Here is a 26,908-nt window from a genome sequence, read left to right as displayed (position 1 = left end):
CCCATCCTTTTATGGAGGGTAATGGTCGCAGCACTCGCATTTGGCTCGACCTCATACTGAAGCGTTCTCTCAAACGGTGTGTGGATTGGAGTCAGATAGATAAAAACGAATATCTATCAGCAATGCGTGAGAGTGTTTCTGATAGTACACACATCAAAGCTTTGGTACTGCCTGCACTCACCACCAAGATTGATGACCGAGAAATGTTTATGAAAGGTATTGATTATTCGTACTATTATGAGCAGAATGATTAGGCTATAAATCGGACAATATTATTAGTATTTAAAAATATTTTAATATATCTTTATGGAACAAGACATAACTTCCTTATTTGCAGTCTGTAATTTAGAAGGAAGAAATATTAATGGTTGGCAAGTTAAAACCCAATTATCCAAACCCAACAAAACTATAGGTGAAACTGGAGGGAATTTTTCGATTTGTTATATCGTGGAAAAGAACGGTGTGGACTTTTTCATGAAAGTTATTGATTTTAGCAAATGTTATAAAGGACCTTTGCCACCTAATGTAACAAGAGCACAATATATCGAAAGATGCACACGTGAATTTAATTACGAAAAGGCTCTTTCTTCTTATTGTAATAATAATAGAATTAGGAGTGTAATTTCTTACATTGATGATGGTGATGTTACATTGAATGATTTCACTTTTGGGGATGTTTCATATATTATATATGAAAAGGCAGATGGAGATATTAGAAAAATTCTACTTTTTTCTAATAGTCTTGTTTTTTCTGAGAAATTACAATCTATCACTGTAAAACTAAAATCACTACACGATATTGCAGTAGGAATACAGCAACTTCATCAAAATCTCGTTTCACATCAAGATGTAAAACCATCTAATATACTATCAATTAATAATAAATCTAAAATAGGCGATCTCGGCAGATCTTTATGTATGTCTCCATTAATAAATTGTCCATACTCCTATAAATTTAATGGGGATATGGGATATGCATCGCCAGAAGGAATTTTAGATTGGAGTGTAGAAACAAAGTCAAAGAATCAATTATATCAAATTGACAACTATATGCTCGGTTCGTTAATAGTATTTTATATTTGTGGAGTTTCATTTAATACTTTAATGGCCAATCATTTACCGAATTCAGTCTCTTTCTTAGATATGGCTAGAGATGGTATGACATATGATGATGCCAAACCTTACCTAATAAATGCATTTCATTATGCACTTCTAGATTTTGAGAAAGATATACCCATAGATGAGATTAAAGAAGAGTTAACTAGAATTGTAGAATATCTTTGTAACCCAGATGTAGAGAAAAGGGGGCATCCAAAGAATTTAAGCTCAAAGAATCAGACACCAAATCATGATTTAATAAGGGTATATACAGAATTAGATAGGCTCTATAAAAAAACTCAAATTGAATTATTTAAATTAAAGAAAAATGGCTTCACTAACTAAAAACATAAACCGAAATGTAGTTCCCAATTGGCGAGATTATAGAACTACTGCAGAATTAGGAGAGATAGGAGGGTATAAAGTCACAAATACTGAGATACCTCTTTTTTCTATCAATGATTATATCGATGCTTGGAAAGAGAACAGGACTATACCATATGCAGGCGATTTAATAAGTGCAGGTATAATGAATGGACAAAAAAATAATTCCGAAGTTATTAATGCTGCAAAATTTATAATAGAGAATGAAGACTCTGCCCCAAAATCATTACTAAATGTTGCACATAGTTTTTTTTCTAAAGAGATAGAGGAACCAATAAACGACAACATTACTAATACTTCTAAACTTAGAAGCATTCTCAATCAAGAAGATTTAATTAAAGAAAGAGTACGTTTCTTAAGAAAATTAGTTCACCGTTTTCCAGAAAATCCTATATGGTATAGTGAATTAGCTTTGTCGTATGCTACTCTTGGTTTAATGAGTAAAGCTGAAAAAATGATGTGTATTGCACTCCATTTAGCACCTACAGCAAGATATATCACACGCTCTGCTTCAAGACTTTTTCTCCATATTAAAGACATAGATAAAGCACATTATATATTAGTTAACAACCCTGCTATTATTAGAGATCCATGGATTTTAGCATCTGAAATAGCTGTTAATGCTTCTAGAGGAAGAAGTTCTAGATACATTAAAAATGGAATCGCAATGATTAATTCTGGAAACTATTCTTCTTTCAGTTTATCAGAACTTTGCAGTGCTATAGGCACACAAGAATTGTATCATTCAAAAAAGAAATGTGAATTATATTTTAATAAGTCACTTCTTCAACCTAATGATAATAGCTTGTCTCAAGCTGAATGGTTACTATCAATGGATAGCACCATGAAATTTAAATTTACAGACTATAGTACTATGCAAAAGAAGTTTGAAGCAGATTCAAGACATGCTTTCTTATGCGAGAATTACCATGATGCCTTAACCACATCAATTAATTGGATTGAATCTATGCCATTTGCAAGGCTTCCTATTTATTTTGCCGCAGAAATGGCTTATACCTACGTAAAAGACTATAAAAGTGCTATTGAAATTCTTAAAATAGGATTAAATGCTAATCCTGATGAATTGAATTTCATTAATAATTTAGCCTATGTATATGCTATGAATGGGGAGACTGAAAAAGCCGACAATATACTTGAAGATAAAAGATTATCTCCAAATAAAATCGCTCCCGATTTAAATATTTGCTTAATAGCCACCAGAGGGCTTAACGAATACAAAAAAGGAAATATTGAAGAAGGGCGCAATAATTATAAAAAAGCAATTGAATTGGCACATAATATTGCTGATAATCATTTGGCCAACAAAGCACTTTTGAATTTTATAAGGGAAGAATTAATTGCTACAAAAATTAAAAATAACAATTTAATCGACCTTCTAGAAAAATTAGATACAGGAGATTCTCGTGAAACCAAGGCAATGAAGAATGATATAATGCAATTAATCAATAGAATATAGAAAGAATGATAACATTCAAGATGATTTCTAATCAATACTACTCAAATTGAGGAGACATTTTTGTATCATAAGAATGTAACCAGTTGATAATCAGCGCAGGATATCTTTGAGGAAGTGAAGTAAAGTATAAGAATTTATAGTAATCGCAGCAGTCCCAAATAGATTGCTGCGATTATGTGTATTTATAGATTTCAAGCAATATGAAAGAAAACATCGTCATCAAGTATCGCCATACGGCACTTTCCTATCTTTTGAGTACCCTTATCCCTTGGGCTTTCTGGCTTGCGGCCAGTTATGTAAGCTATCATATGGTCTACTCACAAAGCACGTGGACAGCCCCGTTGCTGGGATTGACAGGACTTTATTTTCAAATGACTTTGACCATTATGCTGGTTCTTAGAAATTAGACACTGCGAAAGGATTTCCTTGGTCGGTTCTTGAACCTATCATCCAGTAAGTGGCAGTATTACCTCACAGCCTGCCTACTGATGCCTGCAAGTATTCTTTGTGCTATGGCATGAACTAGCTCTATTACAAGACCAATCGAAATATTCTCGTTACCGTCATCTTCCACATCACAGCAGGGTATTTCAACGAGATCTTCTCCACTCATCCCAACAGCAAGTGCATACAAAACCATAGCTGTTGCTCGTCTTCTCCATCATTATCGTGCTAAAAGGCCGCCACTTCTTTTCAACCGGACATTGGTATGATTCCTATTCAATCACCCAAAAATACTTATATTATGATTCAAGAAGAATACAACCAATCATTCACACACCTTCTCTTTTAATCCACATTTGATTATTTCCATTAGAAATCATTGCCGACACATATCTCAGGTCTGCCGCATCATATTCTCTATTCATCTCCCCATTTAGTATTAATGATTTCCGCGAAGTAGTTAGAATCCTATGCAGCAAGTTTTCTTTTGGTTTTGAGATATTTTTGCGTTGAGAGTTCTTCGGCTGCATCAGAGCCACGAGAAATTGCGGGCGGTATTGCGGAACTTGCGCTGTGCATTTTTTTATTGAAAAGTCATATCGAGCTGTCAGTGTAGGTTGTTTTCGACGCTCCAATGCGTGCGAATGTCCTCTACAATACATTCTGCGTCTAAGGTAAGAGAGGTGATGTAATAGCGTTTCTCTTTGGTGGTGCGGTCTGTTTTCAGATGGGGCTTGATGTTGATGCGGTGCCCACCCGCTCAATTCAAAAGTTTGTCGAGCACTTTCAATAACCGCGTGATGGCCGTGATCTCGTTCGATTTCTCCCGGACCTGTTCCTGACACAGACAAACGTCGTTTTGGCCGCTCAAGCATTCACTCACATACGTAGTCGTTCGAGGCTCCCGTCGTCCTGTGGAACGGCCGAATTCTTCTATGTCATACCAGCTTTCTGCACTGCACAGAACGGTGGCAATGATGATATTTATTCTGATGATTGATAGGTCAAAGATACAATGCAGAAAGAAATAAGGAAGGAAATAGAATGGAAGTTATGGTACGTCAGTCTTTGATATTCTGTATCGATAAAGTTTTCATCGTGATGAGACAAATTTCTCATCACGATGGTACGTTTGTTTCATCACGATGAAAAATCAGTTTCATCGTGATGAAAATTCGATAGATATTATATAGCAATGATTGTCGTATCTATTTATGTATTGATACCGTAAGCTTGGAGTTATCGATGTTATAAGCTTAGATATAAAATTGGTGTTGTCGGCAAGGGTTTATTGGTGTTGTGGGCTTGAGTCTATTGTCGGAATGAGGCTTCGTCGAAAGTATGTTGCTTTATATTAAATATTAATGTTAACTATTTGTAATTCAACATTTTTTCGTAACTTTGCTGCTCTAAAAAGCGCACGCACCCTGCTTATATGATGGGGAATTCGCAACCAAAAGTGTGTTGTTTAACGTCTAATTGATATGATAAAATTGAGCAAAAGTGTTTTCTTTGGACTCGTGTTGACCTTGATTGTCGGTCTGACGGGATGTGGAAACAGGCATAAGCAAGAACTGAATCATCTGTTATTGGAGCTGGCCGACGACGACCAAATCATCGATCACAACGACTGGATGACGATTGAGACGTTCTTGGATGCACAGAAAAACCATTTCAAAGAGTTTTACGACGATGACAGACTGAACGCAGAGGCTGTGAAGACGTATGTTTCCGACTTCTTTGAGCATCGTAGGCCAGCCCGCACGATCACGTTTATCGGTGTGGGAGAACAGGCGTTTTTGCGGGTTAACTTCTATTTGGAGCGATCGGGGAGTATGATTGCGTATGATGCTCCGCAGGGAGACGGTTCGTTCAAAGCTGCCATTGTGCAGATGCTGAACAATCTTCCAGGCGGCGACAACAGGATTTTTGTTGTCAACAGTACGGTGAGTGCTTATCCGCAAGGCGCGGGGAAGTTTCTTGAAGACAGCAATATTTTTGAGGCGACAAAGGGTATTGGCGATCCGGGGTACACAGACTTCGGCAAGATATTTGATACGATTCTCAACAAGACGGGCGATAACGAGCTGAGCATTTTGGTAACGGATATGATTTATTCTACGCGTTCGATGAGCGGCATCAATCCGCAGAAGGTGTTTGCCGAAGCACAGGGAATGACCAATGCCGTGTTTAAAGATGCCGTGAAGAAGAAGTCGATGCTTATTGTCAAGATGCGGGGCAGCTATAACGGAGCTTATTATCCTTATGATTCTCCAAGCAGGGGCGTGGCGTATAATGGGTATCGTCCTTACTATATCATTCTTGTGGGAAGCAATAAAAACATTGCGCGGCTGACGGTGGACAATAATTATGCCTCTTTCTCACAGTTTTCCGAGATGCGGGGTTATGAGAACGAATACCTTTTCGAGACGTCGAACATCTATCGTCCGTATTATTCTCTGCTCTTGAATAACCCTGATCTGCAGGGACGTTTCCAGCCGGAGCGTGGACAAGACACGCAGATTACGCGGATAGAAAATGTGGAGACGGATCACGATTCGGGTGATATTCGTTTGGCATTGGCCGTAGATTTGAGCAAGATGTTGATTGATCGCAACTATCTGACGGATGTTCGCAACTATCAGGTGGTATCTGATGACGTTGTGAAGATTAAAGAGATACGGCCTGTCTCGGGTCGGGATATCACGCCGGCGGAGAAGAAATATATCGGTAGGGCGACGCATATCTTCATCTTGGAAATGAAAGACTGTAAGCACAATCAGAATGTTTCGATTAGGCTTCTGAATCGTTTGCCGGGCTGGGTAGCGGCTTCTTCAAGCGATGATGACACTCGTATCGGCAGCGGGACGTTTGCAACAACTACATTCGGATTGAAGTATTTGTTGCAGGGTATTTATAATTCATATCACAAGAACGCCGCCGGTGAGCCCTATTATTTTGAATTGGAACTTAAATTAAGCAAGTAATCGTATAACGAAGACGTGTATAAAAAGGAAATGAAAAATTTTATTTTGTTGATTAGCGGACTGGTCATTACGCTGTTGTTCTTAGTTTTTCCCGCCTCGGTTTTCGAGGCTTTGTATTATGAACGTGAGTTCTCCAACGAGATGTACAACCAAAATCTCTATTTCAGCGTGGCCCTTGTTACGGCTTTTGTGGCGTGGAGCTTTGCGGGAATATATTATTATCTAATCGACTCTGTAAGTTTCAGTCGTTGGTATCACTGGCTGCTTATGCTTGTCACGGCTGTCGTTCTGACGTCGGTTATTAATTATATTTATCCTGACGATATTTTTTCGAGTGCCGGATTAGACTTTGTCGGTCAGTTGTTCAGCTTCTGCATCGTCGATTTGGCAATAGAAATCGTATTGTTCGTCATCGCTTCTTTCTCTCTGCGTTGGTGGTCTGCGAATTGCCGACACACGCCGATACCGGAGTGATAGATTGATCATTGGGAATTAAGAAGTGGTAATTCCTCGGTTGTAAGACGTAAATGACTTGTTGGCAAGCCTAAATCTCATTTCTTGATTCTCTATTCTTAATCTAACGAATTTCAATTTCCATTTATCAATTCTCAATTCAAACAGATGAGACTATTTCTCTTTCTTGTAGGCGGAACAGGTTCGCGCGTGATGCGTCCGTTGGTAATGCAGCTGGCGGCCGGCATCCATCCTGTAAACGAGTCGGGGTTGCCGGTACCGCTCGAAATTGTTCCGATTATTGTCGATCCGCATAAAGCCAATGAAGACTTGAAGCGAACAGACAATCTGTTGCGCTGGTATAAGCAGCTCCGTAACGCCCTTTACGGTAACAATGCAGATGTACAGCGGGGCTTTTTCTCGGTAAAAATCTCGACGTTGAGCGATATTCTGCCTCACGGATCGAATCTAACCGATACGTTCCTTTTCAATATGGGAGCCATCGAATCGAAGAAATTCCAAGACTTTATAGCCTATAACACCCTCGATACAAGTAATCAAGCGTTGTTCTCTATGCTGTTCTCCGATTATCAACTCGATACCAAAATGGACATCGGATTCGTGGGAAGTCCTAACATCGGGAGTGTTGCGCTTAATCAATTCAAGGATAGCGAGGAGTTCAGACAGTTCTCCAACGTGTTTCAAAAGAATGATCGTATCTTCGTGGTAAGCAGTATTTTCGGTGGAACCGGTGCTGCCGGCTACCCCATTATCGTGAAGAACATCCGCAATGCAGGTAATAATGCGATGATCAACAACCGCGGCGACTTGCGCGATGCACGCATTGGCGCACTCACGGTGTTACCTTATTTCAATGTGCAACAGGATGAAAACAGTCCGATCTCACGTGCAGATTTCATCTCAAAGACCAAGTCTGCGCTGTTCTATTACCACGATAATCTGACTGGTCTGCGGCAAAACGGCATCGATTTGCCGATGTCTAAACTCAATGCTTGTTATTATGTAGGCGACGAGGTGCCCAGTAATCCTTACTTCAATGACCCCGGCGGCAACGGTCAGCGCAATGATGCGCACGTCGTGGAGTATGTAGGTGCATTGTCGATACTCGATTTCCTGTCGCTTCCCGACGATCAATTGCAAACCGTCGGGGGAAATGCTCAGAACCCGATATATAAAGAATATGGATTAGCTAACGACAAACGAACGCTCAGTTTGAAAGACTTCGGTTTGTCGACCCGCACTTTGGTCAACCGCCAAATGGTGAAATTCCATCTCGCTTATATGTATATCACCCACCAGTTGAAAGCCGATATCGGTCGCGGTTACACCCAAGACAAACCCGAAATAACCAAGGGCTTTCTCTCGACAACGTTTTTCAATACGCTGACGGCCAACTTTTTTGTGGCTTATTTACAATGGTTGAAAGAACTGAAAGGCAATCAACGTAGTTTTGTTCCGTTCAATCTCGATGCCGTTAAACTGTCGGATGCACTGACAGACATCACACCCAAAAGCGGATTCTTTAAGTCGACGGTCGATTATAAGACCTTGTTAGCTACTTTGAACAAAGCATCTCAAAACGCAACTAAGAATTCTCGATACAGCACCGAGAAAGTTCCGCTCAAGCTGATGCAACTTCTTGACGAGACATTGGATAAGATTATCGACGAGAAATACAATTCGATTATATAAGCAAAAGGTTATGTCTAAGATATTATCATATAACAACAAGACTACGGGCGAGGGCTGGATTCCATTGAACAACCAATATAGCGCCGACGAAATCGAGATGATTTCCGACCCCAATGGCGGTCTATCGCAGCGTCCCCGAACGGCAATCCCCTCGCCGTTTGCTCAAATGGACTTGGTGAAAAACGCTTTTAAGCGTCTCGCGATGCATGCAAATCTGCAAGGAGAAGCAATGGATGAGAAGTTGGTTGCCAATGCTTTGGACGTTGCACAACTGTTTTTCAATTACGAGGAACTGAACAATCAGGTGCGAATCGTGGAATGGAATCGTGCAACCGACCTGCAATCGCTGCAAAACGACATTCAACACCGGCTTTTGGGAGATACCGTTGCTATGTTTCTCGAACAAGACAAGGAGGCGTTTAACTTCGACAAGATGGATCGTCTTTATTTTCTTGTCTACGGAAATCAAGTTCTCGGTTGCACGTCGCCGGTCACATTGTTTATGGCTTCACCCAATGCCAAGGAGGGAATGTATCAGATTCCCGTTGAGCAAAACGTCAATTTGTTTGACCTTTGGCGGCCGCTCTATATGCGAAACGAGAAGTTCGTGAAGTACGTTTACGCTCTCTTCACGGCCTATCCCGAGTTGAAGAAGTATTGCGGGGAGGTCAATGCCTATCTGATTACCAATTTCCGACTGCTCGATCCGGCGTTGCAAAACGAGATTCTGACCAATATCGGTAATCCTGATGCTGTGGATATGGGCAACGTAGAACGTGCAAAAGATTTTCTGCGTGTGACTTATTCGCCGATGGACGAGGGCGTGCAGGCACTCGGTGTGCCGTTTTACAGAACGCGACCGGAAGACACTCGGCGAATGATTGCAGACAGTGACTTCGTTATTGTGCCCTCTCGCGATGTGCAAGAACGGCTCCCGCTGATCTTACAAAACCACTTGAATGCCCCTCAAACGGATGCTTTCAGATACATCACAGATACTTGGGACGATTCGATTGTCATCAAACCGGAAGACTATGAACTGCCTCCCGAGAAGCGAGTGCTGCCTGCCACCACCCATCAATATCCTTGGTTAACGGCCGACGACTTCTTTCAGCCGTCGCTGATCAAGCTTGATTACACGGTCGATCGCGACTGTTTTTTCGACGGAAACCTGTCTGTGGGCAGTCGGGAGACCGACAATTGCGATTTCATTCTTCCCTTGAAACCGCTCTTCTTCAAGTATTTTAATGTTGAAGACCTATGGGGAACTATCGGCGGAAGACCCAAGTTCGAACTCATTCATACCGGAAGCGGGGCCGGCGAGACTGTACAGGCCATCCTGCGGATACCTGTTCAGAAGCAGGGCAGCTTCATTACGCTCGAACGAACGTATGTTACGGCCCACAATGTCGATCTCACTTATGATGTGCGTAACGATCGCGGCTTCTTTATTACAGTTCCGTTTGCACTCTCAGTGTTCCCCTTTGTGCACACCGAAGGCTTGAAACAATACAATGTTCAGCTCGTAGATCGCGCTCTCGGGATGTTGGAGAACTATCAATTGAGTCTCGATTTCTATAAGAATGGCTTTCTTAATCGCGTTGCCGACAATGATGTCGTGATGCGAAACCGTTCTTTGAAGTCAGAGAAACGTGTGGGATCGGCTTACTATAAGCTTACAAGCGACTTCGATTATATCAATGTCACGCTGCAAGACGAACGTGGCAATCGGGTGGCCGAGGGCGCCGTGTGCCCCCGTTGGCACGATTATGTGCCCGGACACGATGCTTTCACGTTTGCCGTCGACTTCGGAACGACTAACACGCACGTTGAATGTATGCGCTCAGACAATATGCCCGAGCCGCTGAAAGTCAGTTCTACGGCACGTGACCGGCTGCTGGCCACGCTCTACAATGGTGAAAGTATTCTCTACGATGTCATTATGAAGCAAGAGTTTTTGCCTAAAAACATCGGCGAAGACTATGGCTTTCCACAGCGCACCGTGCTCTCCGAGTGCGACCGTTTGGATGCAGAGAATGTCGATTATATCGTTGCTTTGGGCGATGCCGACATCCCGTTCATCTACGAAAAGGAAAGTGTGGGCTACGGGAATCGCATTGTTCCCAACCTGAAATGGTCTACCGAGATAGCCAATAGCAAGCGCGTGCGGGCCTATCTCACCGAATTGGCTCTGTTGATGCGTACAACTGTGCTGTTGGAGACGGGAGATCTTGCCAAGACTCGCCTCGTCTGGTTTTATCCTTTGAGTATGAAGGTGGGCAATGTACGCAAAATGGGCGAGATGTGGGCCAAGACTTTCAATGAGGTTTTTGGCGTTCCGGCCACGGAAAACAATCTGATTCAGATGCCCGAATCCGTCGCTCCCTATTACTTTTACAAGAGTTCGAGCACATTCCGAGGCTCTGCCTCGACGGTGGCAAGTATCGATATCGGCGGCGGATCGAGTGATGTAGTGGTCTTCGAGAGCAATGCACAGCAACCGACGATACTCACTTCGTTTCGCTTTGCAGCCAACGTGCTCTTTGGCGACGGCTTTTCGGAGGTGCCGCACGGCGATACCAACCCGATGCTTTGCCGATATGTGGACTACTTCAAACGACTCTTTGACGGCGATGATGATAAATACGGCGAACTGAATGGCATCCTCGACGACATCACTGCTAAGCGAAAGTCGGAAGACATCAATGCTTTCCTCTTCTCGGTCATTGCCAACAAGGTCGTGGCAGGCAACGATGTGTTCTCTTACAACCTGCGACTGAATGAAGATGGAACGCGCAAAATCATCTTCCTCTACTTCTATGTGACGCTCATTTACTATGTGGCCACGATGATGAAAGGCCGCAGATTGAGCAAGCCGCGCAGTGTAATGTTCAGCGGAACGGGCTCGAAAATACTTGACATTGTGGGCTCACAGCGCGACTTAGACCTCATTTCGCAGGCCGTTTTCGAGCGAGTCTACGGCGAAAAGTACGATACCGACGGCTTCTCTGTCGTGATGGAGAAGAACGAACCCAAGCAAATCACCTGTCGGGGAGCCCTGATGCAGGTGCGCGACAACACGGGGTGCGACAACGTGGCGGTGCTGAACCGACTGATGGACGACTTCGATAATCCGCTGAAATGCAACTATTCGATGATAGACAAAGAGCATCTTACTTACGACGATATGGACAACGCCGAGGTGAGAAGCGCAATTGTAACCCGCGTAAAGGCGTTCAACCATTTCTTCATTACGCTCTGCGAAGACATTCGTGTAGTAGATCGTTTCCTGGTCGACAACAAAGCGTTGCAGAAATTCAAGGAGTTGGTCGACAAAGACCTGGAACATCATCTCATCAATGGCTGGAATTTCATAAACAAGAATCAAGAAGATAAGAACGGAAGCGACCCGATTGAGGATACCGTTTTCTTCTATCCGATCATCGGAAGCATTCGAGACAATCTCATTGAGAATTTAAAAGAGGAATAGATGGCAAGTGTTTTTTCACGGATTTTAGGTCAACCGGCATCCGAAGAACCAACTTCTGAGCAACAGAATGAACAGTCTGCGGTACACAAAAAACAGTTGGCAGAGATGGAAAAGCGTGTTGCTGCGCTCGAAACTAAGGTAGGGCAGCTCGAGAAACAGCTCTTGGCGGCTCTGGCTTCTGCGCCTGAAAAGCAAGTCGTTGAGGTCGAATCGTCACGCCCGGCAGTACCTGTCGAGCAACCGAAGCAGCCCGTCGTCACGCAGCTTTATATGGCTGCACCCAGTGCTGACGGCACTTTCGCCGAATATTCCACAACCGAACAGGTAGGCAAAAGCATTTACCAACTTACTACTCGCAATGGCATCAGCGGCAGTTTCATTATGATCGACAGTCACGATGCTATCGCAACGGCAATGATTTCGGTGTCGCAGTTCGTCAAACCTGTGTGTAAAGTCACGGGTAACACAGCCGGTTTGCCGCGCCGCATCATCACCGAAGAAGAGGGTTTAGCCATTAGAGAGGGAACTGTTTGGCGCGTGACGAATAAAGCGCATGTGCGATTCGAGTAAGGATTAACCACAAAGTAGTGCCGGAAAATGGAAATCAAGTGTCCAAAATGCAGATTCAAATACGATATGTATGCCGCTCCGGGCATCCGCGAGTTGGCTTGTGTGTGCCCCCGATGCGGCACACCGTTCACCTATACCATTCCTGATGACGCTGTTCGGCACGCCGGCGACAAAGTCTCTGAAAACTCCTTTGTAGACGGGGAAAGTCAAGATGCCGAACAATTAAACGTTAATCACCTTGCGATTAACGGCAAATCAGCCGACGAAAAACCGTTAAACGCAACGCGAAAAGCTGTTAATTGCGAAGTCACTCGAGAACTCCCGTCGGCAAGGGCTCCGCAGATGGAACGCACACTTTTGGGAGAACCGCCTGCGTATGAGGCTAAACCGCAGAGAAAGGGATGCCTCACGCGCGTGATTTTTATTCTGGTTGTATTCCTTATCATCATCTTTTCCACCATTAGAAGTTGCCGAAGCGATAAGTCTTACACTGCCGAAGACATCTATACAAGCACCACCTCAGCCGAAGATTCGGATGCTTCGACCATCGTTGCAGATTCTTCTTCCAAAGATCCTTTTACCGAAATCCATCCAGAGAAAGCCCCGAAATGGATCCAAGGAACGTGGAGCGTGGAGACGGATTTCGGTTCTATCACCGTTAAAATCAATGGTGATCGTATCTCGGAAACATCCGACGGTGAAACTGCTCACGGCCTATTTTATTATGAGGCCAGCCGTCTGAACTGCGATTATGGCGACGGCAGTATCATTATTTACAAACTTGACGAGACCCGCCGACTCATAGACGCTGGCGACGGAATGTTTATGCACCGCGTCGAGTGAAATCGTTTATCACCCGGCAGACCATACCATAACGTGAATTCAACATCTGGAAGTAGGATTCTGAGAAAGAAATGGTCGAGAATCATTGAGCATCCGAGGAATAAATTGAATGTAAAATGAGAATATACAATATCACACAAATCAGCCATATCAACATAAATGGCATTGATGGAATGCACAATGAGACTTCACAGCAATGGAAGGTCTCAAAGGCAGAGAATGGCAATGTCGTTATAGATGTGTTGACACAGCCAGAACAGAAACAGCAAGCAAATGCTGAAATATACCAACTTCTGAATATTATCAACAAGTCCGTAAGTCGGATAGAATTCGGTTTTGATACAAATGATATGCTGAAATTGTACAACAGCAATGAAATAGACAGTCGGTACAAGAGCTTTCGCGATGAGATTATTTCTACCTTTGGCAGCGACCAGTCTATCATACAGCTGCTCGATGTCGTTGGCAATGCGACAAGTGATTTTAGCAGAGAAATGCGCAGTTCGTTGCTTTACTATACGCTTTGGTCATGGTTTGGCGGTGGAAAGTCGTTCCGTATTAATCCATTGTCCATACTCCACGCAAACCATTATGTAAATGTAGCCATCGCACGAGCCAAGAAAGAAGTTCTATCTGATAAAACCATTCATCTTATGGAATGTGGCGAAGGAGTGCTTGAAGATGTTGCAAGTTTCAGAAACGATTATCTCACGCAAATACATCCATTAACCAATGGTGCACCGTTCAATTATAAATATTCTGTTGATACAGAATACTTCTGTGCCGAAGATTATCAGCCTTTCTTCGATAGAGCGGTAACAAGTGTCAGAGAGCAGGCAAGTGACGACTATATCTACACCAACAAAATAGAATTTAAACTTGTGGAGGAACGTGTATGAGTTCACAATATATACAAGACGGCGATATGACCGTCTGCACCAGTGGTGCTCATCAGGCGCTCATTAAGGTAACAAACCAAACAACTGTGATGCGCGCGAGCAGCAAGTTGCTTGCTACGGAGAAAGACCGTATGGACCAATGCTACGTGTGTTTGAAGTTAACGGCAGCAGGTGCTATGATAGGTGCTTTAGTCGGATTGCATTTTGGAGGAGCTAGCTTGATAGTAGGTGCTGTCGGAGCCTTGGCAGGAGGCATCATCGGTGGTATGAGAGGTTACGAGAACGGAGGTGTATGGGGTGCTGTGAAAGGTGCTGCCAAAGGTATCGTAAAAGGTGGCATAGCCGGCACAGGAATAATGGGCATACTGGGAGGGATTGCCGGTGGCGTATTGACTAATATGTTGATGAAAGTCATAAATCCGTGTGCTTTCCTTACAAGTTTCTCTCAATGGTCGAAAGTACACCCCAAAGTTAAGATCTGTGGCAATCGTGCTCTGCTACAAGGGGCAACACTCACCTGCAAACTCGGAGGTCTCATCACTATCATTAAGCCCAACTATGCTATGGCTTCTGATATGCTGTGTCTGAGTTTCTTTGCTTATAACCGTACCAATGTCCCCAAAGATGCTGAGGACTATGATATGGAAGAATCACTTGCAGGATTGAGTGAGGAGCAGAAAAACAAATTGAAGAGCGAGAAATTGGAAGGATATACCCCACTTTCCAAAGAAGATTTGAAATATCTTGGTCTTAGATCTAAAGATCTAAAGAACACGGATATAGGATTCAAAGCAGATATTTATAAAGGTCAAGATGGCAAATATATACTTGCCTTTAGGGGGACATATAGTGATCCTGATCATCCTGAAAACGACATCGTACATGATTGGAGTAAGGATTGGATAGACGATAATGTAGCACAAGGAGTAGGAATGGGAAGCAAGCAGTATCAGAATGCAATAGATCTATCTAGAAAGTTAAGAAATAAAGTAGGAAAAGATAATCTTACTATTACAGGGCATTCACTTGGTGGAGGATTGGCAACTGCGGGTGGAGCAGCTACGGGCTGTGAAACCTATGCATTCAATCCAGCAGGTGTGCATCCGAATACCTATAAGATGTATGGAGTGGAAAATCCAGATACGTCAAAGGTGCATACCTACTATTCTAACCAGGATTTTCTGAATATGGGAAATAACAACCTCGCGCTAATGCCGAACTCTGCCGGTGAACGGATACAGCTCTATACCTCTGATAAGTTTGATTTTTCTACTGGGCACGATCTGCCGTTGCTGCTTAAAGCCATTGAGGCAGAACGAGCCAAACAGGGCATACCAGTAATTACCAACGACTTGTAAAATCTCACGCCAATGAAGACGTTTTTAGCAATATTATTAATCACATTAAATTCTTGTAGTATGTTTAATAGCAAACCATCATACGCCAGTTATTTCAGTAAAGAAGAATATCCGATTATAGAAGCGATACACAACAAGGATAAAGAAACTTTGCGAAATATGATGAAACAAAGTTGGAATATAAATTCCAGAGGAAAAGAAGGTATGACTTATTTAGAATATACAGTATTTACCGACAACTATAAAATGACAGAGTTTCTCCTTGAAAATGGTGCAGACCCTAATCTTATTTCACTTGTGGATCCTAATGACCGATATGGTCCAGAGGGAATGCTCCCCCTCTCGTCCGCATGTTATAGTAAACATAGCATTAAATTCGTCAAGTTGCTGATAAAATATGGTGCCAATGTAAATGATGATCGTGCCACCTTACCTATATTTGCAGCAGCATTAAATAATGATAAACAAAAGATAGAATACCTTTTAGAGTATGGCGCAGACATCAATAGACTACAAGATGGCTTCAGAACAGTAATAACAGCAGAAGCAACCGCAGGTAAATGGCCTATGGTTTTATGGCTATGGGATAAAGGTGCAGATCCTATGAAGACAGGGGAGGACGAAACCAATGTTGCGGTATGGGTGCAAGACGCTATAGACGGGACTGGACTTACCGATGATGCCGAACGTGTCAAAGCTCGCCTTGAAAGTATCGGTGTGAAGTTCCCATATAGACCTGTACGAAAGAACAGAATAGAATCGGACGAATAAAAAATATCAAAAAGAACATACTACAAGTTTTATGTAGGTTACTAATTCTGTCATTGCTGCTTAAAGCCATTGAAGCAGAACAAGCCAAACAGGGCATACCAATAATTACCAATGACTTGTAAAATATCATAACGATGAAGAAGTTTTTAGCAATATTATTAATCACATTAAATTCTTGTAGTATGTTTAATAGCAAACCACCATATGCTGGATATTTCAGTAAGGAGGAGTATCCTATCATAGAAGCGATACACAATCATGACAAAGAAACATTGATAGGCTTTATCAATCGAGGGTGGAACGTTAATTCTACCGGCGAACATGGTATGACATATTTGTTGTTCGCCGTAAGAACGAACAACTATAAGATGACGGAATTTCTTTTAGAGAAAGGAGCCGATCCCAATTTAATATCAAATGTTTGGGATAGCAATCCTAACATTACAGAAGCCATGTTTCCACTTAAAAGCTCCTGTTATGATAAGTATAATATCAAGTTTATGAAATTACTTATTGCTTATCATGCTAATGTAAATGAAGATAGAGCTACTTTGCCCATATTTGCAGCAGCATTGAATAATGACAGACGGAAAATAGAATTTCTTTTGGAGCATGGTGCAGACATCAATAAATTCAATAAAAGTAGAGAAACTGTAATCTCAGAAGCAGCAACAGTATATCAATGGGATCTAGTATTGTGGTTATGGGATAAAGGTGCTGACCCTATGAAAACAGGGGGAGGTGGGCGGACTGCTGGACAAGAAAATGTTGCATATTGGGTTCAAGTGGCTATTGACAGTGGAAATAATGAGAATAAGGAAATAAAGCAAGTAATAGCCCGCCTCGAAAGTATCGGCGTGAAATTTCCGTATAGACCTGCACGAAAGAACAGAGTAGAGTCAGACGAATAAAAGAATAGCAAATAAAGAATATGCTACAAGTTTTATGTAAACTACTGATTCTGCCGTTGCTGCTTAAAGCCATTGAGGCAGAACGATCCAAACAGGGCATACCGATAATTACCAATGACTTGTAAAATATCATAATGATGAAGAAATATTTAGCAATATTATTAATAACGTTAAATTCTTGTAGTATGTTCAACAATAAAGTTCCGTATGCAGGTTATTTCAGTAAGAGGGAATATCCTATAATAGAAGCAATCCACAACAAAGATAAAAGAGCATTGTTAGATTTTATCGATCGAGGGTGGAATGTTAATTCTGCTGGCGAGCATGGTATGACATATTTGTTATTCGCCGTAAGAACAAACAACTATAAAATGACAGAGTTCCTTTTACAAAAAGGAGCCGACCCCAACTTAATATCAAATGTGTGGGACAGCAATCCCAAAATTACAGAAGCCATGTTCCCACTTAAAAGTTCTTGCTATGATAAATATAATATAAAGTTCATGAAGTTACTCATTGCCTATCATGCCAATGTAAATGAAGATAGAGCAGCTTTACCCATTTTTGCAGCAGCACTGAATAATGATAAACGGAAGATAGAATACCTTTTAGAGCATGGTGCAGACATTAATAAACTACAAAAAGGATTCAGAACAGTAATAACAGCCGAAGCAACTGCTGGCAAATGGCCTATGGTTTTATGGTTATGGGGCAAGGGTGCAGACCCAATGAAAACAGGAGAGGACGAGACCAACGTTGCCGTATAGGTGCAAGACGCTATAGATGGCACTGGCCTTACTGATGATGCAGAACGCGTCAAAGCTCGCCTTGAAAGTATCGGTGTGAAGTTTCCATATAGACCTGTACGAAAGAACAGAATAGAATCGGACGAATAAAAAATATCAAAAAGAACATACTATAAGTTTTATGTAGGTTACTGATTCTGTCATTGCTGCTTAAAGCCATTGAAGCAGAACAAGGAGAATCAATAATTATTAATGATTTGTAAAATATCATAACGATGAAGATGTTTTTAGCAATATTATTAATCACATTAAATTCTTGTAATATGTTCAAAAACAAAGTACGCTATGCAGGATATTTCAGTAAGGAGGAATATCCGATAATAGAAGCCATAAGTAATAATGATAAGGATAAGTTGCGGGATATGATGGCGCATGGTTGGAATGTAAATTCGTCTGGTAAAGATGGAATGACATATCTATATTATGCTGTGTTTACAGATAATTACAAAATGACAGAGTTTCTCTTGGAAAAAGGTGCAGACCCTAATCTGTTGTCAAAATTAGTGACTCCTGATGGTAAACGTACAAAGAATGCCCTGCCAATTGAAAGTGCGTGTTACAGCAAGCACAATATCAAATTTCTAAAATTATTAATCAAATATGGTGCCAATGTGAATGATGACCAAGCGCTCTTACCTATTTTTAAAGCTGCATTGAGTGATGATAAACGGAAAATAGAATACCTTTTAGAGCATGGTGCAGATGTAAATAAGTTACAAAAAGGTTTCAGGACAGTAATAACAGCCGAAGCAACTGCTGGCAAATGGTCTATGGTTTTGTGGTTATGGGACAAGGGTGCAGATCCGATGAAAACAGGAGAGGACGAAACCAACGTTGCTGTATGGATACAAGAGCGCATAGACGGCACAGGACTTACAGAAGATGGCGAATGTGTCAAAGCTCGCCTTGAAAGTATCGGTGTGAAGTTTCCGTATAGACCAGCAAAAAAAAAGATACTACGGAGACGGACGAATAATCAAGGGAATGATGTTGAGTATAATACATCTTGCAAATTACACTGATGAACCCGACTTACCACTTCCGTTTAAAGCTATTGAGATGGTACAAGTCTCACAAGGTAACTATTATTACCAATGATTTGCAAAATCTCACAACAATGAAGAAGTTTTAGCAATATTATTAATCACATTACAATCAACAACAAAAGAGAATATGAGAACAAATTCCTTTCCCCGCTTTTTCTGTCACCTGACGGCAACAATCGTACTCATTTGGAGCTTCGCGACGGCCCTTTCCGCACAGAATTATACGCCTGAATATTCCGTACGGGGCGGAGTGGCTTATTATCACAACCGTCCGATGCGGTATACCGATGTGCATACGTTCACGATCTTGGGGCACGGTTACGCCAAAGACCGCTTCAATGTCTATCTCAACGGTCAGATCCTGGCATACGTCGACCCGGTATTTTTCCGTCTCAAAGCATCCGACCATCAGCCTTTCCCGGGCGACGAACCGCCTTTTGAAGAGCCATACGTCACCACCGACTATTTCAAAACAAGCAATGCCGTGTTTTTCCGAGGGCGTAAGATCAAGAGTGCCGATGCCGATTCATTCCAGGATCTCGGTGACGGCTATGCCCGTGATACGTTCCGCGCCTTTTTTATGGGCGAACAAATGACCGGAGTCAACTCCGATGCATTGCAGACTTTGGGGCAAGGCTATGCTAAAGATACATTCCGCGTATATTATTTCGGCCGCCGGATAGAAGGCGCTAATCCCGATAGCTTCAAGATTTTAAGGGACGGATATGCCGAAGATACATTCCATACGTATTACAGGGGACAGCGTGTGAGTGATTAAATGAGGGACAAATCGGTAAGTTAATGAGTTGACTGGTTGACGAGTTAACGGGAAATGACATACACGACTCAGCAACTTGTTAACCCGTCAACTTACCAGCCCGTCAACTTTATCTGCTCATCAATGAATGACTACTTATTAGCATTGTGGAGCTTGCAAACAAGTTCACTGATGGTATTCCGAAGAAGCTTGTTCTCTTCCAATGCCTTCCTCCATTTCTTCTCCATTCTCTTTTCTTTAACGCTGGCTCTCCATTCAGCGATTTCTTCTTTCGTATACTCAGCTGTAAGGCCGGCTTCCTCCAATTTCAATAAAAGGGCCTTGTTTGCACCTTTCAATGACATTATGGTATGCTCCAATTTCACGATTCTATCGGTGTCTGCCGACAGTCTCAATTCCTCTTTCAGCCATTCATTCTCCTTGACAATATTCCGATAATACGCCTTTCGTTTCTCGTCATAGGCTTTAAACTCCTCTATCTTCTGCCTGAGTTTTGCGATAATATAGTCACGGCGGTCGTTAAAGAGATCAGCATTGATGATGTGTGACATAAGCTAATCGTTCTGTTTTGGATATTGTAAATCGTTCCTTTCCTTCTGTTTTCCCGTTTTATTTATATATTTTCTGTCCTTGCTTACGGAAATTGCGGTAAAGTTACGAAAATAAATCGAATTTCGTTTAGAAGACACTGAATCATTATACATTCGTAACTCATCCTTAGTTCTTCCATCGGATCCGACCGGGGCATCAACCCGCAATCGAGAAATGAGCCGTTGACCGGTCTCACTCCACTAACTGAAAGGGCTAAGAGTAACTAAAGACTCGGCAAAAAGGATGTACAATTCGTCTTAACCTTACAATCGTTTTGCAGAAGAGCTTCAATCGAAGAAAGAAACTATGAGAGGACAAGAGGAGAAAGGTTTGCGTTTTTCGGTAAATCCTTCGGATTTAATTCGTAACTTTGTGGAGTAAATTCGTCGGGATGAAACTGATCAGAAATATACGCGACAGACAGATTCTGTGCATTGCTTTACCATCAATCGTCTCCAATATTACCGTTCCGTTGTTAGGATTGGTAGATTTGGCCATCGTAGGCCATTTAGGAAGTGCGGCTTATATTGGTGCGATCGCCATAGGAGGGATGATCTTTAATGTGATCTATTGGATATTCGGCTTTCTGCGAATGGGTACGAGCGGAATGACTTCGCAGGCTTTGGGGCGTCGGAATCTTCGTGAGATAATGCAGATTCTAATTCGTTCGCTGGTTGTAGGCGGACTTATTGCGCTTTCATTCCTTGTTTTTCAAGTGCCGTTGCGATCTGTGGCATTGGCCGTAATGCATCCGTCGGCTGAAATTGCTGTGCTTACTTCCACTTATTTTGATATCTGTATCTGGGGGGCTCCGGCAATGCTCTGCCTCTACGGATTGACCGGTTGGTTTATCGGAATGCAGAACACGCGTATTCCGATGCTTGTTTCCATCATTCAAAACGTGGTGAATATTGTGGCAAGTTTGGTGCTTGTTTATGGTGCGGGGATGCAAATTGAAGGTGTGGCATTGGGCACGCTCATCGCACAATGGAGCGGATGGCTCTTCGCTTTGGTGCTGTGGGCAAAGCATTATGCACGGCTTTCCGCGTATATCAAACGTCTTTCTCTGTACAAGATTTTATGGGAGCAGGGTGTGATGCGGCATTTTTTTACAGTGAATCGAGATATTTTCCTGCGCACTTTGTTTCTTGTAGCCGTCAATTTGTCTTTCACGGCAGCAGGAGCAAGGCAAGGCAATCTCGTGCTTTCTGTCAATACGTTGCTGTTGACGATGTTCACGTTGTTTTCATATGTGATGGATGGTTTTGCTTTTGCAGGCGAAGCACTCAGCGGTCGGTATTACGGTGCACATAATTGGGCGGCTTTTACGGATGTCTGTCGACGTCTGATGCGGTGGGGTATAGCTATGACGGCCATCTTCACTGTAGTTTATGCTATCGGAGGTAATGCTTTCTTGGGGCTGCTTACTGATGAAGAGTATGTTATTGCCGCAGCCGCTCGCTACTTTTGGTGGGCCGTTTTGATTCCCGCCTCGGGGGCATTGGCTTTTATTTTAGACGGTATTTTCATCGGATTGACATTCACCCGAATGATGTTTTCGTCGTCGATCATAGCTTCGGTGATATTTTTCCTTATCTTTTTTTCATTTTTTCCCATACTCGGTAATCACGCGTTGTGGCTCGCCTTCATTGCTTATCTGCTGATGCGTGGAGTGGTGTTACTATGGTATTTTGGCAGGTTCCAACGGCAGGAAGAATTTTGTTAAGACTAACCTGATTATAGCTGGAAATACGTATCTTTGCAAAATAACGAATGGAAGTACAATGATTGTTTTATATATTATAATAGGTGGTGTTATCGGTGTATTGAGTACTACTCTCATTCTGAATGGGAAACGAAAGTCGGTCGAAGCACAATGGTTGCTTGCTGGTCAACAGTTGGCACAAGAGCAGGCCTCGGTGCACACTTTGCAAATACTGTTGGATGCAGCTGAAAAGGAACGAAACGAACTCAACGAGCAGTTGATGCAACTCAAAGTGGAAGCTGAACGTACGCACACGCAGTTGGAAGCTGAACAGCAACAGAATGCGCGCGAGATGAAACTGCGTCGCGAACAGTTTGAACAACAGTTGAAAACGGTACAGGAACAATTCTCCAACTTGGCTACGAAAGTGCTCTATCAGGCATCGGATCAGTTGAAGTCGTCCAATACGGAGTCGATGTCAAGTCTCACGGCACCGCTCAAACAGAATATTGAACAGCTGCAACAGGCTATTCAACACACCAATTCAGAGACAGCTAAAAGTACGGCTTCGCTTTCACAACAGCTTAAAGAAATGAGCGAACAAACACAGAAGATTGATGCAACGGCTACGAGACTGACTAATGTCATACGTGGCGGCAACAAGACTCAGGGCAATTGGGGTGAGCGGATGCTCACAGAGATTCTCGATTTGCAAGGTTTACGCTGTGGCGTGGACTATGATGTGCAGCAAGTGATTACGGATGAAAAAGGCAATAGCATCGAAAATGACGATAGTGGTAAGCGAATGATTCCCGATGTGGTGCTGCATTATCCCAACAATGAAGATGTCGTGATCGACTCCAAAATGTCAATCGACGCTTATTACCGGTATGTCAACACCGAAGACGAGACTTTGAAGCGAAAGTTTGCCGATGACTTGGTTCGGAGTCTGCGTACACAGGTCTCGGGATTGGCGCGAAAAGATTACAGCCGATATATCAAAAAGCCGCGTCGGGCAATCGACTTCGTAATTATGTTCGTTCCCAACGAGGGGGCATTGCAATTGGCTTTACTTCACGAACCTAAGCTTTGGAGCGAGGCTTTTGACAAACAAGTATTCATCACCAGTCAACAAAATCTGCTCGCTATCCTTAAAATGATTCAGATTGCATGGCGGCATTACGCGCAGACTGAGAACCAGAAGCGTGTGTTTGATATGGCCGAAGAGATGCTGAAACGTGTGGGCGAGTTTGTAAAACGTTTCGATAAAGTGGGGAAAGATATCGAGTTACTTCGAAAGGACTATGATGATGCACATAACAAGGCTTATACTGGCAGGCAGAGTATCGTACAGAAAGCCAATGAATTGAAAGAACTCGGTGTAAAAGAAAGTACCAATCAGCCTATTCCCGAAACCGAAACGGAACTTTCGATAGAATAGATCATATTGTGTTCACACGTGAATTCAAACAGATAAATAAAAGAGTCGCGAGAGATTTATCTCTCGCGACTCTTTTATTTATTTCGCTTAATTATATTGCAAGAGGCTTACGACTCTTACGATAAGGTAAATTTACTTCACTTTCGCAACAATCGCCTTGAATGCTTCGGGATTGTTAACAGCAAGGTCAGCAAGTACCTTGCGGTTAATTTCGATACCGGCTTTGCTCAAAGCACCCATTAAAACCGAATAGCTCATACCTTCCAACCGAGCAGCTGCATTGATACGCTGAATCCACAATGCACGGAAAGTACGCTTTTTGTTACGACGGTCACGGTAAGCATAAGTCAAACCTTTCTCCCAGGTATTCTTAGCAACAGTCCAAACATTCTTTCTTGCTCCGAAATAACCCTTGGTAAGTTTTAGAATTCTCTTTCTCTTTGCTCTTGAAGCAACGTGATTTACTGATCTTGGCATAGTTTTCTTCTTCCTTTAAATGTTGACTAATGGGATTAACGGAGGCAGAGCAAGTCGCGAACCTGCTTCATATTAGAACGATCCACCAAGGTTTGGTGTACCAGATTTCTTTTCTGCTTCTTTGTTTTCTTAGTCAGAATGTGACTGTGGTAAGCGTGATGTCTCTTGATCTTACCGGTTCCGGTGAAACGGAATCTCTTCTTTGCGCCGGAATTTGTCTTTACTTTTGGCATTTTTTTTGTTTGTTTTAAATTGTTATTTATTGTACGGTGGCAACGCATATACCGGGCGTTACGCACCTTATTGTTATTTATTCGTCAGCGGAGTCTTTCAGCTTCTTCAGTACATCGTCACCGTTTTTAGCATTGGCAAAGAGTCCGCCGTTGGTTATTTTCTCTGTATTATCAGAGGATATTGCTGCAGATTTAGCGTTTTGTCCAAGTGCTTTCTCTTCTGCTTCACGCTTTTCACGATCCAATTTCTGCTGACTTTTCTTAATTGCTCCGGTTTTCTTCGGAGCGATATAGAGAAACATCTTCTTGCCTTCGAGGGCCGGCATTTGCTCCACTTTACCATATTCTTCCAAATCATTGGCAAAACGCAGAAGCAGAACTTCACCTTGTTCTTTGAACAGGATTGAACGTCCACGAAAAAAGACATAAGCTCTCACCTTGTTTCCATCCTCTAAAAACTCCTTGGCGTGTTTAAGTTTGAACTGATAGTCGTGCTCATCCGTTTGCGGACCGAATCGAATCTCCTTGACCTCTACTTTGACCTGTTTCTGTTTCAGCTCCTTTTGGCGCTTCTTCTGTTGATAGAGGAATTTGGAATAGTCGATGAGACGACAAACTGGAGGTTGTGCATTTGGTGAGATTTCCACGAGATCCACTCCTTGTTGGCGAGCTATATCCATCGCTTTCCGGGTGGGCATAACTTCGGATCCGTCATCACTTACAACACGTACTTCCCTCACGCGAATTTGTTCATTCACGCGGTACTGATTCTTCATTTTGTCATTCTTCATTCAACTATATTATCATTAGCGGCTGCAAAGTTAGCACTTTTTACTGTAACGCCAAAACATTTGATCGGATAATATTTGCTGTAATTTAGAAGTTTAACACAATCCCATTTTTCCCTCGATAAGCGGAACAGTTTCAATGACTTCAAGGCCACGTTATCCCAGAATAAGCCGTTGTGCGTGCGCCAGTAGGCTGAAAGCCATTATCACTGCACAGATGAAAAGAAATAAGACCTTTTTATTACCATTTGAGTTTATCAATCTTTCTTTGCCAGCTTGAGGTCTTGCAGAGTGACATAGAATGTCAGCGTGCGTCCACGGTTACGCTTATATGGTGTTACTTCGAACAGTTGTCTTCTGCGAGGGCGAACAGCTCCATCACAAATACCGAATGCTTGCTGCTCATGCCTCGCACCTGCATTACCTGATGATAGGCACGTAGAGGCTGAAGCATTTGCTCCTGACGAGTTGTTGAGCGGTAGCGAAAAATGGCTGTACGCTTTGCCGTTTTCTTGTCTTCGAACTTAAAAGTAATGGAGTCCACCGAATATGGCATATTTGTGCACTTTCCTATATGAGTGTGGAAATATAGCAAGCTATTATGGGCATATAAGCTACGAAGGAGAAACTTCATACTGAACTGCTGTATATGGATGTGCTTGGTACTGCGTTTGTTTGGTAATCGTCCACCGGTAGGCAATACTTTTACAGAGATTTTACCATATTTTTTCTTTTTTCCTTGCCTATTCCAAATATTTCCATTACCTTTGTCCACGATTATTAACAAACAGATTTTGAACATATTAGAGAGAAACGACATTATGCAGTATATTCCCATATATAATGGTAGTATATGTACGGCACAGGAAAAATCAATCTTTCCTGTAAATTTCTTGTCTAATTATTTGGTTATTCCAAATAATTTGCTACTCTCTCTCTCTCTCTCTCAGAGGCGCACCAGCGCTTATTCCCTCAAAAAACTTTCTCTTACGCGCGCGCGAAAGTGTGCCCTAACACATAGCCTGCAAAGGGGATTCCGTAGAAATTCCTTTGCAGACTATGTGTATATGCGTATATCGAATTTTAAGGAGAAATTAGCAGTGCTTTTCTGTGCAATTCATACGATATATAAAGATTGATAATACGTATAAATAGTAGAAATGGTAAACAATAATTATTCATTAAAAAATCAAAGTTTATGTCAAACAATTCAACAATTATGCTAAACAATTTAGAAATTATGAAAGAAGAAAAAAGAAAGTATGTGAAACCAAGCAGTGAGCTTATCAAGGTTGAGCATGAAGGGCAACTATGTGCAGGAAGTCCTACGAACCCCACTCCCGGTGGAGATTTAAAACCTGATAAGCCAGGAGAGAAAATACCTACGGGTGCCAAAGAGTTCTCTTTCGACAATGAGGTTGAAGATGACTATGATATTATTGAATAAATAGAAGTGAAATATAGGAAACTTCGCTTAATCGCTTGAAGGTAAGTTCAATATAGAAGTGTAATATTGAGTCTGGTATAGATCATAATAATCCATACCAGAAAATATCAAGAGGATGGGGGGCGAGCAGCCCCTCTCTATGTGAACTTTGAAGTTTAAATTCGATGGGAAAAGTAAATAACCAAATAAAAATACGAT

General features: G+C 42.2%; 22 protein-coding genes and 4 pseudogenes. 20 read left to right on the top strand and 6 right to left on the bottom strand.

Annotation, left to right across the window (positions count from 1 at the left end):
- From RWY97_RS08575 to RWY97_RS08560, 4 genes and pseudogenes are all read left to right on the top strand, one after another.
- A pseudogene (locus RWY97_RS08575) lies at nt 1–254 on the top strand (cell filamentation protein Fic); the annotation flags it as partial.
- Between the two features lie 52 nt (nt 255–306).
- Nucleotides 307–1,443, top strand: a complete 1,137-nt coding sequence (locus tag RWY97_RS08570) for a protein kinase domain-containing protein (protein ID WP_315566663.1) — start codon at nt 307–309, stop codon at nt 1,441–1,443.
- A complete protein-coding gene (locus tag RWY97_RS08565; protein WP_315566662.1) occupies nt 1,427–2,959 on the top strand; it encodes a tetratricopeptide repeat protein in 1,533 nt (510 codons plus the stop codon). Before RWY97_RS08570 ends, RWY97_RS08565 begins: the two co-directional genes overlap by 17 nt.
- A 200-nt stretch (nt 2,960–3,159) precedes the next feature.
- Nucleotides 3,160–3,652 (top strand): annotated as a pseudogene (locus RWY97_RS08560) (CPBP family intramembrane glutamate endopeptidase); the annotation flags it as partial.
- Nucleotides 3,653–3,732: 80 nt separating this feature from the next.
- Here the strand turns inward: RWY97_RS08560 and RWY97_RS08555 are convergent.
- Nucleotides 3,733–4,248: a hypothetical protein gene (locus tag RWY97_RS08555; RefSeq protein ID WP_315566667.1), complete on the bottom strand. Its 516-nt coding sequence runs from the start codon at nt 4,246–4,248 to the stop codon at nt 3,733–3,735.
- A gap of 639 nt (nt 4,249–4,887) precedes the next feature.
- Between RWY97_RS08555 and RWY97_RS08550 the strand changes: the two genes are divergently transcribed.
- The 13 genes and pseudogenes from RWY97_RS08550 (at nt 4,888) to RWY97_RS08490 (ending at nt 20,028) form a co-directional block, all read left to right on the top strand.
- Entirely contained in the window at nt 4,888–6,390 is a 1,503-nt protein-coding gene (locus RWY97_RS08550) for a hypothetical protein (RefSeq protein WP_315566661.1), read from the top strand.
- A 30-nt stretch (nt 6,391–6,420) separates the two neighbouring features.
- Nucleotides 6,421–6,864 carry a hypothetical protein gene (locus tag RWY97_RS08545; RefSeq protein ID WP_314077793.1) on the top strand — a complete coding sequence of 148 codons (444 nt, stop codon included), beginning with the start codon at nt 6,421–6,423 and terminating at the stop codon, nt 6,862–6,864.
- 207 nt (nt 6,865–7,071) lie between these two features.
- Entirely contained in the window at nt 7,072–8,556 is a 1,485-nt protein-coding gene (locus RWY97_RS08540) for a hypothetical protein (protein WP_273176183.1), read from the top strand.
- Nucleotides 8,557–8,566: 10 nt separating this feature from the next.
- Entirely contained in the window at nt 8,567–12,046 is a 3,480-nt protein-coding gene (locus RWY97_RS08535) for a hypothetical protein (RefSeq protein ID WP_315566660.1), read from the top strand.
- A complete protein-coding gene (locus RWY97_RS08530; RefSeq protein WP_315566659.1) occupies nt 12,047–12,616 on the top strand; it encodes a hypothetical protein in 570 nt (189 codons plus the stop codon).
- Nucleotides 12,617–12,643: 27 nt separating this feature from the next.
- Nucleotides 12,644–13,459, top strand: a complete 816-nt coding sequence (locus RWY97_RS08525; protein WP_315566657.1) for a zinc ribbon domain-containing protein — start codon at nt 12,644–12,646, stop codon at nt 13,457–13,459.
- A gap of 116 nt (nt 13,460–13,575) precedes the next feature.
- Nucleotides 13,576–14,358, top strand: a complete 783-nt coding sequence (locus RWY97_RS08520) for a hypothetical protein (protein WP_315566656.1) — start codon at nt 13,576–13,578, stop codon at nt 14,356–14,358.
- On the top strand, nt 14,355–15,716 hold the full coding sequence (locus RWY97_RS08515) for a Tle-like phospholipase domain-containing protein (RefSeq protein ID WP_315566654.1): 1,362 nt from the start codon (nt 14,355–14,357) through the stop codon (nt 15,714–15,716). The genes RWY97_RS08520 and RWY97_RS08515 overlap by 4 nt, the downstream gene beginning before the upstream one ends.
- Nucleotides 15,717–15,728: 12 nt before the next feature.
- Nucleotides 15,729–16,487, top strand: coding sequence for an ankyrin repeat domain-containing protein (locus RWY97_RS08510; RefSeq protein ID WP_315566652.1), 759 nt, complete (start codon nt 15,729–15,731; stop codon nt 16,485–16,487).
- A 134-nt stretch (nt 16,488–16,621) separates the two neighbouring features.
- Nucleotides 16,622–17,398 carry an ankyrin repeat domain-containing protein gene (locus RWY97_RS08505; RefSeq protein ID WP_315566651.1) on the top strand — a complete coding sequence of 259 codons (777 nt, stop codon included), beginning with the start codon at nt 16,622–16,624 and terminating at the stop codon, nt 17,396–17,398.
- A 185-nt stretch (nt 17,399–17,583) separates the two neighbouring features.
- A pseudogene (locus RWY97_RS08500) lies at nt 17,584–18,294 on the top strand (ankyrin repeat domain-containing protein).
- A gap of 173 nt (nt 18,295–18,467) precedes the next feature.
- Nucleotides 18,468–19,226, top strand: a complete 759-nt coding sequence (locus RWY97_RS08495; RefSeq protein ID WP_315566665.1) for an ankyrin repeat domain-containing protein — start codon at nt 18,468–18,470, stop codon at nt 19,224–19,226.
- 151 nt (nt 19,227–19,377) lie between these two features.
- Nucleotides 19,378–20,028, top strand: a complete 651-nt coding sequence (locus RWY97_RS08490) for a DKNYY domain-containing protein (protein ID WP_315566650.1) — start codon at nt 19,378–19,380, stop codon at nt 20,026–20,028.
- Between the two features lie 131 nt (nt 20,029–20,159).
- On the opposite strand, the gene RWY97_RS08485 is transcribed toward RWY97_RS08490, so the two are convergent.
- Nucleotides 20,160–20,579, bottom strand: coding sequence for a hypothetical protein (locus RWY97_RS08485; RefSeq protein ID WP_315566649.1), 420 nt, complete (start codon nt 20,577–20,579; stop codon nt 20,160–20,162).
- Between the two features lie 431 nt (nt 20,580–21,010).
- On the opposite strand from RWY97_RS08485, the gene RWY97_RS08480 reads away from it, so the two are divergent.
- Both RWY97_RS08480 and RWY97_RS08475 read left to right on the top strand, forming a co-directional pair.
- Nucleotides 21,011–22,345, top strand: a complete 1,335-nt coding sequence (locus RWY97_RS08480; protein ID WP_315566647.1) for an MATE family efflux transporter — start codon at nt 21,011–21,013, stop codon at nt 22,343–22,345.
- 58 nt (nt 22,346–22,403) lie between these two features.
- Nucleotides 22,404–23,765: a DNA recombination protein RmuC gene (locus RWY97_RS08475; protein WP_315566645.1), complete on the top strand. Its 1,362-nt coding sequence runs from the start codon at nt 22,404–22,406 to the stop codon at nt 23,763–23,765.
- Nucleotides 23,766–23,897: 132 nt separating this feature from the next.
- Here RWY97_RS08475 and rplT read toward each other — a convergent pair whose 3' ends face one another.
- The 4 genes and pseudogenes from rplT to RWY97_RS08455 form a co-directional block, all read right to left on the bottom strand.
- Nucleotides 23,898–24,242, bottom strand: coding sequence for a 50S ribosomal protein L20 (gene rplT / locus RWY97_RS08470; protein ID WP_021583248.1), 345 nt, complete (start codon nt 24,240–24,242; stop codon nt 23,898–23,900).
- A gap of 35 nt (nt 24,243–24,277) precedes the next feature.
- Entirely contained in the window at nt 24,278–24,475 is a 198-nt protein-coding gene (gene rpmI, locus RWY97_RS08465) for a 50S ribosomal protein L35 (protein WP_021583308.1), read from the bottom strand.
- Nucleotides 24,476–24,552: 77 nt separating this feature from the next.
- Nucleotides 24,553–25,266: a translation initiation factor IF-3 gene (gene infC / locus RWY97_RS08460; protein ID WP_315566642.1), complete on the bottom strand. Its 714-nt coding sequence runs from the start codon at nt 25,264–25,266 to the stop codon at nt 24,553–24,555.
- Between the two features lie 254 nt (nt 25,267–25,520).
- Nucleotides 25,521–25,939 (bottom strand): annotated as a pseudogene (locus RWY97_RS08455) (DUF4138 domain-containing protein); the annotation flags it as partial.
- A 522-nt stretch (nt 25,940–26,461) separates the two neighbouring features.
- Here RWY97_RS08455 and RWY97_RS08450 point away from each other — a divergent pair.
- Nucleotides 26,462–26,710, top strand: coding sequence for a hypothetical protein (locus tag RWY97_RS08450; protein ID WP_315566640.1), 249 nt, complete (start codon nt 26,462–26,464; stop codon nt 26,708–26,710).
- Nucleotides 26,711–26,908: the final 198 nt, after the last annotated feature.

The sequence above is a fragment of the Hoylesella pleuritidis genome, assembly GCF_963541955.1.
GTDB lineage: Bacteria > Bacteroidota > Bacteroidia > Bacteroidales > Bacteroidaceae > Prevotella > Prevotella pleuritidis.
This window is presented reverse-complemented; position numbering and strand designations above follow the sequence as displayed.

Excerpts from the sequence above, each read along its gene's own strand:
- rpmI (WP_021583308.1), bottom strand. The coding sequence starts at position 24,475 with ATGCCAAAAGTAAAGACAAATTCCGGCGCAAAGAAGAGATTCCGTTTC.
- RWY97_RS08510 (WP_315566652.1), top strand. The coding sequence starts at position 15,729 with ATGAAGACGTTTTTAGCAATATTATTAATCACATTAAATTCTTGTAGT.
- RWY97_RS08515 (WP_315566654.1), top strand. The coding sequence starts at position 14,355 with ATGAGTTCACAATATATACAAGACGGCGATATGACCGTCTGCACCAGT.
- RWY97_RS08550 (WP_315566661.1), top strand. The coding sequence starts at position 4,888 with ATGATAAAATTGAGCAAAAGTGTTTTCTTTGGACTCGTGTTGACCTTG.
- RWY97_RS08570 (WP_315566663.1), top strand. The coding sequence starts at position 307 with ATGGAACAAGACATAACTTCCTTATTTGCAGTCTGTAATTTAGAAGGA.
- RWY97_RS08535 (WP_315566660.1), top strand. The coding sequence starts at position 8,567 with ATGTCTAAGATATTATCATATAACAACAAGACTACGGGCGAGGGCTGG.
- RWY97_RS08565 (WP_315566662.1), top strand. The coding sequence starts at position 1,427 with ATGGCTTCACTAACTAAAAACATAAACCGAAATGTAGTTCCCAATTGG.
- RWY97_RS08490 (WP_315566650.1), top strand. The coding sequence starts at position 19,378 with ATGAGAACAAATTCCTTTCCCCGCTTTTTCTGTCACCTGACGGCAACA.
- infC (WP_315566642.1), bottom strand. The coding sequence starts at position 25,266 with ATGAAGAATGACAAAATGAAGAATCAGTACCGCGTGAATGAACAAATT.
- RWY97_RS08525 (WP_315566657.1), top strand. The coding sequence starts at position 12,644 with ATGGAAATCAAGTGTCCAAAATGCAGATTCAAATACGATATGTATGCC.
- RWY97_RS08540 (WP_273176183.1), top strand. The coding sequence starts at position 7,072 with ATGCAGCTGGCGGCCGGCATCCATCCTGTAAACGAGTCGGGGTTGCCG.
- rplT (WP_021583248.1), bottom strand. The coding sequence starts at position 24,242 with ATGCCAAGATCAGTAAATCACGTTGCTTCAAGAGCAAAGAGAAAGAGA.
- RWY97_RS08530 (WP_315566659.1), top strand. The coding sequence starts at position 12,047 with ATGGCAAGTGTTTTTTCACGGATTTTAGGTCAACCGGCATCCGAAGAA.
- RWY97_RS08495 (WP_315566665.1), top strand. The coding sequence starts at position 18,468 with ATGTTCAAAAACAAAGTACGCTATGCAGGATATTTCAGTAAGGAGGAA.
- RWY97_RS08485 (WP_315566649.1), bottom strand. The coding sequence starts at position 20,579 with ATGTCACACATCATCAATGCTGATCTCTTTAACGACCGCCGTGACTAT.
- RWY97_RS08480 (WP_315566647.1), top strand. The coding sequence starts at position 21,011 with ATGAAACTGATCAGAAATATACGCGACAGACAGATTCTGTGCATTGCT.
- RWY97_RS08475 (WP_315566645.1), top strand. The coding sequence starts at position 22,404 with ATGATTGTTTTATATATTATAATAGGTGGTGTTATCGGTGTATTGAGT.
- RWY97_RS08505 (WP_315566651.1), top strand. The coding sequence starts at position 16,622 with ATGAAGAAGTTTTTAGCAATATTATTAATCACATTAAATTCTTGTAGT.
- RWY97_RS08450 (WP_315566640.1), top strand. The coding sequence starts at position 26,462 with ATGTCAAACAATTCAACAATTATGCTAAACAATTTAGAAATTATGAAA.
- RWY97_RS08520 (WP_315566656.1), top strand. The coding sequence starts at position 13,576 with ATGAGAATATACAATATCACACAAATCAGCCATATCAACATAAATGGC.
- RWY97_RS08545 (WP_314077793.1), top strand. The coding sequence starts at position 6,421 with ATGAAAAATTTTATTTTGTTGATTAGCGGACTGGTCATTACGCTGTTG.